General features: G+C 63.5%; 13 protein-coding genes. 8 read left to right on the top strand and 5 right to left on the bottom strand.

The annotated features are described in order from the left end of the window. The coding region (locus EII42_RS13495; RefSeq protein WP_233558321.1) for a hypothetical protein at positions 1-254 on the top strand (254 nt) is incomplete at its 5' end. A gap of 402 nt (positions 255-656) precedes the next feature. Here EII42_RS13495 and EII42_RS08125 read toward each other — a convergent pair. From EII42_RS08125 to EII42_RS08120, 3 genes are all read right to left on the bottom strand, one after another. Then, entirely contained in the window at positions 657-1,235 is a 579-nt protein-coding gene (locus EII42_RS08125) for a class I SAM-dependent methyltransferase (RefSeq protein ID WP_125171617.1), read from the bottom strand. 63 nt (positions 1,236-1,298) lie between these two features. Then, positions 1,299-1,520 (bottom strand): DUF1440 domain-containing protein, encoded by a 222-nt coding sequence (locus tag EII42_RS13705; protein ID WP_255416254.1) that lies wholly within the window; start codon positions 1,518-1,520, stop codon positions 1,299-1,301. Next, positions 1,426-1,806 carry a DUF1440 domain-containing protein gene (locus EII42_RS08120; protein ID WP_255416253.1) on the bottom strand — a complete coding sequence of 127 codons (381 nt, stop codon included), beginning with the start codon at positions 1,804-1,806 and terminating at the stop codon, positions 1,426-1,428. Before EII42_RS08120 ends, EII42_RS13705 begins: the two co-directional genes overlap by 95 nt. Before the next feature lie 98 nt (positions 1,807-1,904). Here EII42_RS08120 and EII42_RS12930 point away from each other — a divergent pair, with 98 nt between their 5' ends. The 3 genes from EII42_RS12930 to EII42_RS13700 all read left to right on the top strand — a co-directional run bounded on the left by EII42_RS12930 (position 1,905) and on the right by EII42_RS13700 (position 3,556). Then, positions 1,905-2,054 carry a hypothetical protein gene (locus EII42_RS12930; RefSeq protein WP_158676448.1) on the top strand — a complete coding sequence of 50 codons (150 nt, stop codon included), beginning with the start codon at positions 1,905-1,907 and terminating at the stop codon, positions 2,052-2,054. 309 nt (positions 2,055-2,363) lie between these two features. Next, a complete protein-coding gene (locus EII42_RS08115; RefSeq protein ID WP_125171616.1) occupies positions 2,364-2,960 on the top strand; it encodes a hypothetical protein in 597 nt (198 codons plus the stop codon). A gap of 470 nt (positions 2,961-3,430) precedes the next feature. Then, positions 3,431-3,556: a hypothetical protein gene (locus EII42_RS13700; RefSeq protein ID WP_255416252.1), complete on the top strand. Its 126-nt coding sequence runs from the start codon at positions 3,431-3,433 to the stop codon at positions 3,554-3,556. A 387-nt stretch (positions 3,557-3,943) separates the two neighbouring features. Here EII42_RS13700 and EII42_RS08110 read toward each other — a convergent pair whose 3' ends face one another. Further along, a complete protein-coding gene (locus EII42_RS08110; protein WP_125171615.1) occupies positions 3,944-5,440 on the bottom strand; it encodes a DUF4832 domain-containing protein in 1,497 nt (498 codons plus the stop codon). Between the two features lie 175 nt (positions 5,441-5,615). Between EII42_RS08110 and EII42_RS08105 the strand changes: the two genes are divergently transcribed. The 4 genes from EII42_RS08105 to EII42_RS08090 all read left to right on the top strand — a co-directional run bounded on the left by EII42_RS08105 (position 5,616) and on the right by EII42_RS08090 (position 10,458). After that, positions 5,616-6,557: a carbohydrate ABC transporter permease gene (locus EII42_RS08105; protein WP_125171614.1), complete on the top strand. Its 942-nt coding sequence runs from the start codon at positions 5,616-5,618 to the stop codon at positions 6,555-6,557. Positions 6,558-6,604: 47 nt separating this feature from the next. Then, complete coding sequence (locus EII42_RS08100) at positions 6,605-7,444, top strand: carbohydrate ABC transporter permease (protein ID WP_233558320.1); 840 nt, start codon at positions 6,605-6,607, stop codon at positions 7,442-7,444. A gap of 24 nt (positions 7,445-7,468) precedes the next feature. Then, on the top strand, positions 7,469-8,818 hold the full coding sequence (locus tag EII42_RS08095; RefSeq protein WP_125171612.1) for a sugar ABC transporter substrate-binding protein: 1,350 nt from the start codon (positions 7,469-7,471) through the stop codon (positions 8,816-8,818). Positions 8,819-8,976: 158 nt separating this feature from the next. Beyond that, on the top strand, positions 8,977-10,458 hold the full coding sequence (locus EII42_RS08090) for a glycoside hydrolase family 36 protein (RefSeq protein WP_125171611.1): 1,482 nt from the start codon (positions 8,977-8,979) through the stop codon (positions 10,456-10,458). Here the strand turns inward: EII42_RS08090 and EII42_RS08085 are convergent. Continuing rightward, entirely contained in the window at positions 10,455-12,776 is a 2,322-nt protein-coding gene (locus tag EII42_RS08085) for an ROK family protein (RefSeq protein ID WP_125171610.1), read from the bottom strand. The genes EII42_RS08090 and EII42_RS08085 overlap by 4 nt on opposite strands. Positions 12,777-12,854: the final 78 nt, after the last annotated feature.

Raw genomic sequence — 12,854 nt, 5'->3', positions numbered from 1 at the left:
AGAAGAGTCGTATCTATATTTTCGTTGCTACTGCGTATTATGGGTCGGGGGATAGGCATGATCCGGAGCTGATCTTGAGTATCAGTCGCGGTGTGGAGCCACATGATACTTTCAATCGTAATGTGGTTTATTTCTCGGATGCGCATTATGTGGGGCGGTTGACTTGCGGTCATGACAGTATTAATGGGCGGTTCAGTTGTCTTGCTTATGCGGAGGATGCTTTTATTCATTCAGTTGGAGGCTTATCAGGGTAGGGCTGGTGTGTCGGAGGAGGAGATTGTTGCTCGGTTGAATGAGTTTGTTGATCACCAGTTGGGGGGTGGCTGATGTCTTGCGCTGGCGTTGGCGTTGAATGTCTCAAGGCTCTTGGGTAGTTCCTTCTGAGGGGGATTTGGGACGTGGGAGTGCATCACGACGGTAGTTCAGCCCGCAGTTCAAAGCCGAGGTGGTCCAGCAGGTCGCGCAGATCGATAGGTCGATCATGGAGGCGGCTCGTGAGTGAGAGACATGGTTGTTGAGCATGACACTGCTTTGACCATCGTAGATCAACGGATTCCGCTATGCGCAGCCCCGGATTCCGTACCCTGCCATCTTCGGGTCCTGGCGGCTCGACGACGACGCGACAAGCCGTCTTCAAAGGGTTCTGGCAGGGACGCTCATCGTGACGCCGTTCCGCGGATCAGTGGTCCGAGCTGGCCGAGGGGTCCCGGATGCCGGATCTGTGTCAGTGTGACGTCACGGAAGGGGCTCGCCTCGAGGGTCGTCGTCGTGTCCCGGCACGGGTCACACCCACGGTCAAGGAGCTTCGTCAGGGGGGTGACGAGGTGTTGGATGCGTCGGGCCCACGTTCCAGCAGGTGCCGCGACATGTTCGCTGACATGCATCACACCTTCCGGTGTGAGGACTCGGTGGGCCTCACGCAGCACCTGTGCCGGGTCATGGACGGAGCACAGCACCGTGGCGCACACGATCACATCGACGCTGGCGTCCTTGAGCGGGATAGCCTCGGCCGGAGCAGCCAGCAGCCGGGCGCCGGCACGTTCCGCCACACGGCTGCGCAAGCCGCTCGTCGGGTGGGGCTCCAGTGCGATCCACCGAGTCGTGGCAGGCAGCAGCCGTCCCAGGGCGCCGTTGCCGGCCCCGAGGTCGAGGACCGTTCCTCGGCACGCCGCCGCGACGTGGGCCAACCACTGCTGATGGGACAACGGTCTTCGAGCACTCGGGCCGACAGTCATGCGGCCATCGTATCCCGCAACGCGGGTGACATCGCACGGGCGAGCCCAGGCGGCCGGCCGCTCTCACCGCGTGGTCTCGGCCAGTGGGACCTCCGGGCCAGGTTCATGGGTGATGCGGTTGCGGATGTCGCGTCTGACCACCTCGATGGACCACACCCACAGGATGTGTTCGAAACACTCCGAGAAGTGCTCATCCCAGGCCTGGCCGCCCTCCATCCACGGGAACGGGGGAGGGACCAGACCAGTGGTAGGCATCAGCAACACGTGGAAGAAGCTCCATGCCAGAAAGCCGAAAACGGCACCCTGCCACAGCTTGATGCGTGGGGAAGCACTCGGCGACGATGCAGTAGAACAGCGCGATCACGATGGAGAACGCGAAGTCGACGATGAGCGAGTAGATCGGCCTGGGGTTGCCGTTGAAGAAGACCAGGGCGTGTGACTGCTCCGGGCTCATCCCGAACCACAGCTCCAACATCCTCTGCGGCGGGTTCGTGGCGTCACGCTCCGGGGTGCGTGGCGGGAATGGGGCCTCCCAGCTGAGCTTGACGATGGCGGAGAACGCACCGGCCATCAGCCCTGCCAAAGTCGCAACCCGATGCGACGCCGAGTGGGAACGGTGCGGCTCCGTATCCGGGAAAGGAAAGCGGGCATACGATCTCCTTGGAGCGAGTGAATCGAGCCACTGAGCGGGTTCTGAGAACCCCCGTGGCCCACTACCAGACCGCGGCACTGGACAACGACGTCACAGTTTCTTCGATCCCGCGACACGTCGTCGCGCAGATGCCGTCGCTGGGCAAAGAAGAAAGAAGGAAGGGTTGAAAGCGCGATTTCCGGGCGAGGTGTGCTTAGGGTGATGTCATGCGTGTTTCTGAGAAGCAGGCCTCCCGGGAAGTACCGCTGCGAGCCGGAGCCGGCGCTGAGACCCGTCCGCGAAGGTCCCTCCGACGTCGCGACCTGTTCCAACTCACGGCCGCGGTTCTGGCAACCGGGGCTGTGGGCTGCGTCTCGCCGTCCCCTGTTGCCACGCCGCCCAGCCCGGGCACGACATCGTCGTTTACCAGCAGCAGCGGCCTCAGAAGCTCCTACCGTCTCCACAAGCCCGCTGGCGACGACTCATCAAAGGGGATCGTGATCTACCTCCACGGCGACGGCTACGGTGAGTTTGAGCCAGGAGCTACCGCCATCGACGACTACGCCGCCGTCGCGGGGGACCACGGACTCCTTCTGGCCGCGCCGATCACCCCCGACAAAGCCACAGGAACCTGGTGGAGTGCCGAGACCTCCGGGCAGTGGCTGCGCGAGTTCATCGAGTACCTCGGGCGGACCCTGCCCGTCGATACCTCCCGAGTATGGCTCGTCGGCTACTCCGGTGGGGCAGAGGCTATCACCAACATCCTGCTGCCCCACCACTCCGACCTGTTCGCTGGCGGTGGCGCACTCATGATTGGTGGTGGCAGTCTAGACCCCGAAGTGGAGTTCACCCTCCCCCTGAGCAGACAGCTTCGCGCAGGATTCCTGATGACATGGTTAGTTGGGGAGCTTGACACCCCCGCTAAGGGCGGCGCGGATGGCAACTTCGACGCCCTTGGCGAGAGCCGAGCCGCTGAGCAGGCGTACCGGGAGCTGGGGATGAGCCGCACGGCATTGAAGGTGCTTCCCGGCGAGACCCACGACTCCTCGATCCGCCACGGCGCCGGGGTCCTGCGCGACATGCTGGGGCGGTGACTACCCAATAGAGTTGGGGTCATTGGAATCCCCAACGCGTTGGCAACCCGTTACGCCTCCGAACAGATGCTCGCCAGCTGGGGCCCCGAGGCGAAGGCTGTCGCGGAACGACGGTTACGGTTGGCCGTGCTTCGCACCCAGCGTGGTCTCGGAGTCGACTGCGGAAGGCACAGACCCTGACGCCATCAACCGGGACTACGAGACCGTCGGCGGGTGAGTTGATCTCGCCTCCATCGCAGCTTGGCCCCGACGACTTCATCTTCGGCTCGCTTCGAGGAGACCAATTCGTTCGCCGGATACGAGCATGTCCACGAGGGCATATGACTTCCAGAGGCCTCACCGCGAGCGTCGAATAGCACCATGCGCTGGCCTCCACCGGGCGAGTGTACTTCGCGTAGCCTCGACCACGACATCGTCACTACGTTGGCATAGGCCGCAGCGGCACCGCCGAAGACAGCCACCACGACTCGATGGACTGTCTGGGAGCTTCCCCACCACCCTCATCCCCCATCGACCTCGGGGCCTTTCCCGACGCGATCGCCGCCGAACTGGATAGTTACCGGGAAGTGATTGACGCCTACTTCACCGCGCACTGATTTCCCGACGCGATCGCCGCCGAACTGGATAGTTACCTGCCATTCTTACTACGACCAGGGTGCTCATGGCTGCGATTCGTCACAGGGTGGGGCGCGAGGAAGCCCACAAGGCGATCGAGGATCGCGCCGTCGTCGCCGCTCCGGGGATCCGCCAAGGGCTGGCCGTCAACGATCTCCTCGACTGGCGGGTAGGGGCTCACGGCTGCAACTCAACTGGGACTAGTCGGGGAAGCTCGACACCAACCCGCAGGAACTGGACGGAACCGTTGGAATGCAGGACGCGAGGATCGCTGATCAGAAGACAACCGTCTTCGCCTACCAAGCGGAGGATGCCCAGCACCGAGCGGGAGCCGCCCCCTGGCGATCCTCGCGACCCTGCTCAGGAGATCAGGAGGTGACACCTCCCGTCTTTGGCAGACTTGGGGCGGGGACCCCCTTGGCAGGCTGCGCCTTTGAAGACTGCATCGGCGTGGTCGTCACAGCGCCAGCTTCCTGTGCCTCGGTGATGCTACCCAAGGTGAGGTAGCCGTCGACGACGGTGTCTTGGGTGGCGTTGGCGAACTTTAGGGGGGCGCCACCCGGCATCGTATTGGGGATCCGGACGCCTATGGTGCCGAGGGCGCTGCGGAGGGTGGCATTCACTTCGACGGTCTGCCCTGGCAGGATGGAGTCGATGTCGGCATCCACCGTGGCGGAACTTAGGGCCTTGCCGCCAACGTCGAGGATGGAGAACTCCATTGGCCAGTCGTAGTAGAACGGGGCAACGCCACGGTTGGTGATTTTCAACGCCACCTTGACGACATCGCCGTTCTTCTCGACCTTCGCGCTCGTGGCCGCGAGGTCATAGCCCAAGGAGGCATGGGCTGCCTTGGCCTTTGCCAGCGCCTCGCCGGTGTAGCCGATGCTCCATGCTCTATCATTCATCAACCAGGAGACGTGGCTAACCTTGACGGCTTCCTCGAAGTTCTCCGCCCTGGCGTTATTCTCGCAGGGGGTGGAGGTGTCGAACAGACAGATCTGAACCGGGGGTTGGATCTCGCCGCCAATAGGCTGGGTCTTCCAACGCTCACCGAGCTTGGCTTTGTCCATCAGGCTCATGAAGTGCCAGTCGACATCCGACAGGGTCGAGACCGCGAAGGAATCGTCATGGAAACCGACCTGGGCATCAGCGAGGTCCTGGGCGGGGTAGCGGTTGAGCAGCTTCGTCTTGTCGAAGGCCTTGTCCCAGGCGTGGTAGAAACCAAGCTCCACCTCGCGGGTGGGCATCCAGTTCACTCCCGTCGGGTTGTGCTCGTTGACGGAACCGTTCATGGGCCAAGTGTGCTGTTCACCCCAGAAACCAACGAGACCGGTGGTGATGAATCCAATGCGGACATCACCGTCGTACTTCTTGCCGAAGGCAGCCGCGAAGTCCTTGATGAGATCCTGGATCCGGGGGTCGTTGTAGTCCGGGGAGAAGCTCAGGTTGTCGTTGCCGAACACGGTATACGTGCGGGACTGATCAATCCCGTCCGGTCCCAGGAGGTAGTCGGGGACACCTGACTCCTTCGCGGGGTAGTCCAGGTAGAACCGCAGCGCCGCCTGGTGTCCGCGGGACTTGATGCCCTCCAACTCGGTCTCAAACTGGGTCCAGTCGTAGGTCTTCTCGCCCTTGACCACAGCCTTCAGAGGCAGGTAGAACCACTCCATCGTGTGGGGAAAGACAGTGGCGGGATCGCCGCTCTTCGCGCCGAACGGCACGAACCCCTTGAGCGGGTTGTCCAACCGGGCTGCCGTCGTCTTGAGCTGCTGCCAGCCGGCATCGTTGGCGTGGCTTGGGACCAAGGGCACGGTCAGGGTCAGAGCCGCAGCAGCAGCCGCAGCGAGGGTACGAAGTATCAGCATGACTCTTCTTTCCTGTTGGTCGACGTCGACCACTCTTGGGGTCACGTCGCTGTGCCTGTGAGATACCCCAGTCCATCACACCCTCACCCATTACGCAATCCATTGACTTAAGTTGTAAGGGGTGCTTCAATAAGCGGGGAACCATCGGGAAAGCTCCAGAGTCGGAAGGACCCGAATGACTGAACCATCCGCGCCCAGCGGCGGGCGTGTACGGCAAAGGATCCCCCCAGCCGCCCGGGGGCACAGTCTCGCGGCCGCCATCCTTCTGGCGCCGGCGCTCCTCGGATTCCTTGTGTTCTGGATCTACCCGGCTATTCGCGGTTTCGGGTACTCCGTCACTGACTACAACCTGCTCAACCAGGGCAAATTCGTGGGCGGGGAGAACTTCATCAACGCGATCAACGATGGGCAGGTCTGGCAGTCGTTGAGGATCACCGTGGTCTTCGCTGTCGGGAGCGTCGTCATCTCCCTCACCCTGGCCATGCTGCTGGCTGCTCTCATGCAGCGGCTGCGTACCAAAACCTGGGTGCGAGCGGGGCTGTTGTTGCCCTGGCTGGTGCCGAACGTGGCCGTCGCGCTCATCTGGGCCTGGCTGCTCGACGCCAACGTCGGCTACCTCAAAGGCCTGCTGGATCGAGTCGGTGAGACCCTCCACCTCAACTTCCTGACCAACTTCACCTTCTACAACAGCGAGGCCGCGCTCAACATCGTGATCCTCATCGGAGTGTGGGCCGGAGTCGGCTACACCGCGCTGCTGCTGTTCGCCGGGATGATGCAGGTGCCAACCGAGTATTACGAGGCAGGGGCCATCGACGGCGCCAGTGAGACCACGATGTTCTTCCGCATCACCCTGCCGCTGATCCGGCCGGTGATCGCGCTGGTCGTCGTGGTGTCCCTCATCGGATCGTTCCAGGTCTTCGATCTCGTGCAGGTCGGCTACGGCAACAACCCAATCCCGGAAGTACGAGTCATTTACTTCTACATCTACCAGCAGGCCTTCAATTTCCTGAAGATGGGCTACGCATCTGCCATCGCGCTGCTGCTGGCCATCATCCTGGCTGTCCTCACCCTCGTGCAACTGAGACTGCTACGCGCCAACCGATCGGACCTGGCATGAGCGTGCGCCGCCCCCACCTGCGACCCTCACGGGCTCTCGCTTGGCTGATGCTCATCATCGCCCTGGTCATCACTGCCTTCCCCTTCTACTGGATGGTCCGCACCGCGCTGACACCGGCCGCTGAACTCGTTGGGGATTCCGGCAAGCTGTGGCCGTCGAACCCCACCCTCATCAACTTCCAGCGTGTGCTGGGCATGGTCTCCAGAGAGGAAGCCATCGCCGCCGGAGGCACCGGGGCCTCGATCAACTTTCCGCTCTACACCCTCAATTCCATCATCTATGCCGGAGGGGTCGCCGTCGTCCAGACCCTAGCCTGTGCCGCCGCGGCCTACGCTTTCGCCCGGCTCAGGTTCCCCGGTCGTGACACGCTGTTCCTCATCATCATCGGCGGCCTCATGATCCCCGGCATCTTCACGCTGCTGCCGAACTTCACGCTCATCCGAGATCTGGGGTTGATGAACACGACGCTCGGCATGATGCTCCCCGCCATGCTCATGACCCCGTTCTCCATCTTCTTCCTGAGGCAGTTCTTCCTATCCATGCCCCTGGAGGTTGAGGAAGCGGCCATGCTTGACGGGCTCGGACCCCTGGAACGGTTCGCGCGGATCGCCATCCCCATGAATCTGGGACCGATCGCCACGATGGTTCTCATCACTTTCGTCGGCATGTGGAAGGACTACCTCTGGCCCCTCGTTGTGGGGCGTCAGGAACACACTCGGCTGTTGACAGTTGCACTCGGGGTGTTCCAGCAGCAATCCCCCAATACCGCGCCCGACTGGACTGGTCTCATGGCCGGATCCACCCTGTCGGTGCTGCCCGCCCTACTCATCCTGATCTTCCTGGGCCGGCAGCTGGTTCAATCCCTTAGCTTCTCAGGGAACAAGTAGACACACGAACCAAAGGAGATTCACATGTCCCTGCGCAAGATCATCCTCCCTCTCGGGGCCCTCACCCTGGCCCTCGGGATGGGTGCATGCAGCGGCCCGGCCGGTGGCGGATCCGGTTCGGGCACCGAAGAAGTCACGCTCAAGTACTGGCTGTGGGATGACACCCAGCTTCCCCTCTACCAGCAGTGTGCGGACAACTTCACCGCCAAGAACCCCAACATCAAGATCGAGATCACGCAGACTGCGTGGGGGCAGTACTGGCCCAACCTCAACACCCAGATCGCGGCTCAGGACGCCCCGGACGTGTTCACCAATCAAGTGTCCTACTTCCCGCAGTTCGTGGAGAACCAGCAGATTCTGGACCTCACCGATCGCATCGACAAAGCTGACATCGACCTCAACCAGTACGCCGAGAACCTCCCCGAGCGCTGGGTGCTTGATGGCAAACGCTATGGCCTGCCGAAGGACTGGGATTCCGTCGGGCTTCTCTACAACGTGGAACTGGCCGAATCGGCCGGCTTCGACGCCGCCAAGATGAACGACCTCACCTGGAACCCCACCGACGGTGGCACCTTCGGCGAGTTCATCAAGGCCACCACGGTCGACGTCAACGGTAAGAGCGCAACCGATCCCGCCTTCGACAAGAACAACGTCAAGAGCTACGGCTACTACCCCGAGTGGGCCGACGGCGCCGTCGGGCAGAACGGGTGGGGCAACCTGGCCCATGCCAACGGCTTCACTTACTCCGACCAGCAGGGCCTTCCCACCGACTTCAACTACGACTCGCCCGAAATGGTCGCCACCGCCGCATGGCTGCAGAACCTCATCAAAGACGGCTACGCCCCGCGCTATGACCAGCAGTCCTCGCTCGGCACAGATGCCGTGATGAAGAACGGCAGCGCAGCCTCGACCATCCAGGGCTCCTGGACCATGGGCTCCTACCTCGGCAAGGACGAGCCTGTGAAGTTTGCCTTCGCCAAGCTGCCCAAGGGGCCCAAGGGGCGGTTCGCTGCCACCAACGGACTGGCCGACGCCATCTGGTCCGGTACGAAGCATCCCGACCAGGCCTTCGAGTGGGTTAAGTACTTGGCATCGGCGGAGTGCCAAGACACGGTAGCCAAGGGAGCCCGGGTGTTCCCGGCGATCACATCCTCCACCAACATCGCCATGAACGCCTTCAAGGAGCAGGGCTACGACCCGGCTCCCTTCATCGAGATGGTGAATGCTGGCGAGACCTTCGCCGTCCCACTGGTGAGCAAGGGTAACGAGCTCAACGTTCTGATCCAGGACGCCATGGCCAAGGTGGCCGAGGGCGAGGACCCGCGGGCTGTCCTCACCAAGGCCAATGCCGACGCCGAAGCCCTCTACAAGTGAAAGGATGCGCGGATAGGCGTGACCCACTGCGGTCAGTCCCGCTAGGACACCACCACGACGCTTCTCGCGACGACCCTCCTACCTATCTGCGCACCCTTCAACCCTCAACCGTTGGCGGGTCGGGTTGTGTGGTCGGCCCGCCGTTGTTCTCAGGAGTCATGATGTTGACTAACAATCCCCCCACCACCGCACCGTCATGGGTGCCAGCACCCGGCCAGGTAACCGAGACCTTCCACCGGTCCGCGCGGATCGCATTGCTCCACGGAGTGCCGGACACCGCCGAGGTATATCGGTCAGGGCAGAACTCGTGGTCTCCGGCCGGGTGGCGTCGACTCGACGCGGAGCCCCTGCGCATCGAGAACCCGGTGCGCCGCAATACCGCTGATGACAACCGCTGGGACGACCCGGTGCGGCACCACTCGTCGTGGCTGCTGGCCCTCAGCGATGGCGAACGTGCCGTCCTGCTGGGCGCCCTCGAAGCCGACACCCCGCGCCTGCACGCTGATCGCGACCTGCTCGCCGGCTGGACGGAGACGGGAGAGCCGGGACTATGGGTGCTGCTCGAAGGAACGGAACTTGCGGTCTTCGACCGCTACCGGGACCTGCTCGCGGCCCGCTACGGGACCCGGGATCGGGACCCGGGCACGGTGTGGTCGTCGTGGTACTCGTTCTATGAGACGATCTGCCGCTCCAAACTCGATGAGGTGCTCGAAGAGCTTCCCACGCTCGGCTTCGATACCTTCCAGATCGATGACGGCTGGCAGCAGATCGTCGGTGACTGGCAGCCCAACCTCAAGTTCCCCGAAGGGGTAGCCGACCTCGCGGAGGTGGCAGCAGATCGAGGACTCCGGGCAGGGCTGTGGCTGGCCCCCTTCATCGTCCTCCCCGGTTCCCAGGCCTTCGCGGAGCGACGCCAGATGCTTCTGACCGATGCGTCTGGGGAACTCGTTCAAGCCGGAGAGAACTGGGGCTCGCCCTACTACACCTACGACTACTCCCGCCCAGATGCCCGAGACCACCTAGCCGAACTCATCCGAACCGTCGTCGAGCAGTGGGGTTTCACATACCTCAAACTCGACTTCCTGCAGGCCGCAGCGGCGCCCGGCAGACACAGCGTGGCGACGGATCGGGAAGCGGTCTATCGGATGGCCATCGAGACCATTCGCGACGCGGCAGGTGACGACATCTTCCTGCTCGGCTCGGGGGCGCCGCTGTTCGCCTCGCTGGGGGTGCTCGACGCGGTGCGTACCGGACCGGATGTGGCCCCGATGTGGACGAACTACGCCACGGACGACCCATCGGATGCGATGGCCTTCAATGCGCTGCGCAACGCCGTCGAGAGGCTGTGGCTACGGGGGCTCATCGGCATCGACCCGGATGTTGTCTTCGCCCGTCATGCCCGGAACCTGCTGAGCGGTGAGCAGATGCAGTGGCTCAAGGACGCAGCCATCCTCTCCGGATTCCGTGCTCTGTCGGATCCGCCGTCGTGGCTGACCGACGTCGAACGCGACGACCTCAGAAACTACCTCGGTCCGCTGCCCGCCACCAGCCGACTCGGTCGGTACCGTTTCCTCATTGATGACCGGGAGGTCGACTTCGCGCCCGCCGTCCACGGATTGGCAAGCCCTTACGCGCTCTAGACCTGGTTGTTCAGGAAATACTCGGTGAGTTCCGCCGGCAGGGTGGGGATGCGCCGTGGTGTGGAGCCGTCGCGGAGGCTCTCGGTGGCCTGGATGCCGGCAACCACGGCGTACCAGGCGCTGACCGGCGAGGTGTCAGTGGGGGCCCCGGTACGCACGAAACGCAGGAACTCCGCAACAGTGAGGGCATCGGCGTCGTCGTGGCCCTCCAAATCGCCGAGGATCGGGAACTGCTCGTCGCCGTCGGCATCGTAGAAGCCCCGGCGGTTCCACAACCGGATGACCCCGCCCTCGCCGTCGCCGAAGTTCTCGATCCGCCCCCGAGAACCGATGACGGTGTAGTTGCGCCAGTAGTCAGGGGAGAAGTGGCACTGCTGGTATGAGGCGAGCACGCCTGAGCGCATCCGCATCATGAGCATCGACAGATCCTCGACATCAACGATGGGGTTGAGGCCCGTGAGGGATTCAGGAGGCCAGTTGTCCAAGGAGAACCAGTCCGGCATGAGAGACCCACCCTGACCGGTCCGGGAGCGGTTGCGGCTATAGATCATGAGATCACCCATCCCGACGACTTCGGAAGCCTCGGAACCGGCCAGCCAGTGCATGACATCGATGTCGTGGGCGGCCTTCTGCAGCAGCAGGCCGTGGCTGTGCCGTCGATCCGCATGCCAGTCCTTGAAGTAGTAGTCGCCCCCGTGGCCGACGAAATGACGACACCAGATGGTCTGGACCTCGCCGATTGCATCGTCGTGGATGAGCTGCCGCAGCTGGCGCACGAAGGACATGTGCCGCATGTTGTGGCCGACGTACAAGCGCGCTCGGCTCTTGTACGCGGCCCGGAGAATGCGGGTGCTGCCATCAATGCTGGTGGCCAGGGGCTTCTCCAGGTAGACGGGGATTCCGGCCTCAAGAAGTTCGATTGCGGTGGCCTCGTGAGTGTCGTCGGGTGAGGTGACGAAGGCCGCACCGATCCCACTCTCGATCAGTTCTCTCACCGAGGTGAACACCGGGCAATCCTCGGGGGCCTTGTGCAACAGATGCCCGACCCGGGTGGCGGCGAGGGGGTCGGGATCGCAGGCGCCTACCAGCACCGCCTTGTTTTCGGGGGACTCGACGTGCTGTGCCAGCTGGGAACGGACCCCGAGTCCCACCACTCCAACCCGCAGCGGCTCGGAGACCACGACAGCGTGACGGTGTGCCTCGGCCTTGCGGCGGTCGGCGTAGGCACGGTGGGCGTCGATGATTTGCTGCAGTCCGGAGACTGCGACAGGGTAGCGGGTGCGAGCATGCAGGAAGTGAGACTCCGCGTCGCGCAGGGCCAGGGACAGGGCCCCGATCGTCGAGGCGGCCCCACCCAGTTCTCCCGGTTCCATATCGATCTTCGGCGCGGTCGGGAGCCGCATGGCGCTCAGATGTGCCCACATCTCAGTCGCCGAATCTTCGTCTTCAAGGCCTGCCGTGGAGATGACCACCAGGGTCGGGTCGATCGCGGAGGACACGGTGCTGATCGTCGCGGCCGCCCGGAGGGCCCACCGCGTGTGGCTGGTCTCGGTGTCGAGGCGGGCTCGGAGTTCGCCGTCGAGGCTGTCGTTGATCTCCCCGGCATGCCAGTGGTGGCCCTGGTGGATGTCCCCGCCGAGAATCAGTCCGGTGCGGAAACCAGCGAACACCCTGATGTGGAGGAGGGTGTCCAGCAGGTCGATGCGCCCGTCGGACACACGTGTGGCGAACTCGCCGTAGGCCGCGCTGTTGATGTCGTTGGCGGCGTGGAACCGGATCCCGCTGCGCTCGGTGAGGAGCTGGGACAGCCGGAGCCCATGCCATTGGGGGACCGAGTAGCTGCGGAGGATGAGGCCGGCGCCGTCGACGATGCCCGTCGTCGAAGCGAAGCCACAGACGGGTTGCCCGTGCTTCGGTTCCAGTTCCTCGACCACCTCGCGCAGGGCGCGGCATAGTTCCTGCAACCTGCTGTCCCGGGCGCGTTCGGTGAGTGGCCGGACGGTGGCGTGCAGGACCTTCCCAGCGATGGATGCGGCGGCGATCGCCACTTCGTCGCGCTGGATGTCGAGGCCGACTACGAATCCGTGGCGTGGGGCGAACGAATACAGGGCGGCGGGACGCCCGGCGCCGGAGCTGGTGGCGCTTTGCGCGACGAGTCCTTCCGCCTCTAGATCGGCCACGATGAGACTCGCGGTGGGGCGGGACACTCCCGCATCCTTGGCGAGAGTCGCGAGGGTGGCCGCGCCACGAGCCCGCAGCGAGTGGAGCAGACGACGGGCGCGCTTGGCTCTAGCTGCTGAGTTGGCGTCTTTGCCCATGCGTTCATTCCTCCGCCCATGTCCGCGTGACCCTTGTGTCAGGCGGTTCTGATGTTAGGAAAGCCGCCTTCCCAAGTG

The sequence above is a fragment of the Tessaracoccus sp. OH4464_COT-324 genome (assembly GCF_003932855.1).
Lineage (GTDB): Bacteria > Actinomycetota > Actinomycetes > Propionibacteriales > Propionibacteriaceae > Arachnia.
Note: the sequence above shows the minus strand (reverse complement) of the source record. Positions and strands in the feature narration are given on the sequence as shown.

What these genes read in the sequence shown, in the direction of transcription:
- EII42_RS08125 (WP_125171617.1), bottom strand. Translation starts at nt 1,235, where the DNA reads ATGACTGTCGGCCCGAGTGCTCGAAGACCGTTGTCCCATCAGCAGTGG.
- EII42_RS08120 (WP_255416253.1), bottom strand. Translation starts at nt 1,806, where the DNA reads ATGGCCGGTGCGTTCTCCGCCATCGTCAAGCTCAGCTGGGAGGCCCCA.
- EII42_RS13700 (WP_255416252.1), top strand. Translation starts at nt 3,431, where the DNA reads ATGGACTGTCTGGGAGCTTCCCCACCACCCTCATCCCCCATCGACCTC.
- EII42_RS08110 (WP_125171615.1), bottom strand. Translation starts at nt 5,440, where the DNA reads ATGCTGATACTTCGTACCCTCGCTGCGGCTGCTGCTGCGGCTCTGACC.
- EII42_RS08105 (WP_125171614.1), top strand. Translation starts at nt 5,616, where the DNA reads ATGACTGAACCATCCGCGCCCAGCGGCGGGCGTGTACGGCAAAGGATC.
- EII42_RS08100 (WP_233558320.1), top strand. Translation starts at nt 6,605, where the DNA reads ATGCTCATCATCGCCCTGGTCATCACTGCCTTCCCCTTCTACTGGATG.
- EII42_RS08095 (WP_125171612.1), top strand. Translation starts at nt 7,469, where the DNA reads ATGTCCCTGCGCAAGATCATCCTCCCTCTCGGGGCCCTCACCCTGGCC.
- EII42_RS08090 (WP_125171611.1), top strand. Translation starts at nt 8,977, where the DNA reads ATGATGTTGACTAACAATCCCCCCACCACCGCACCGTCATGGGTGCCA.
- EII42_RS08085 (WP_125171610.1), bottom strand. Translation starts at nt 12,776, where the DNA reads ATGGGCAAAGACGCCAACTCAGCAGCTAGAGCCAAGCGCGCCCGTCGT.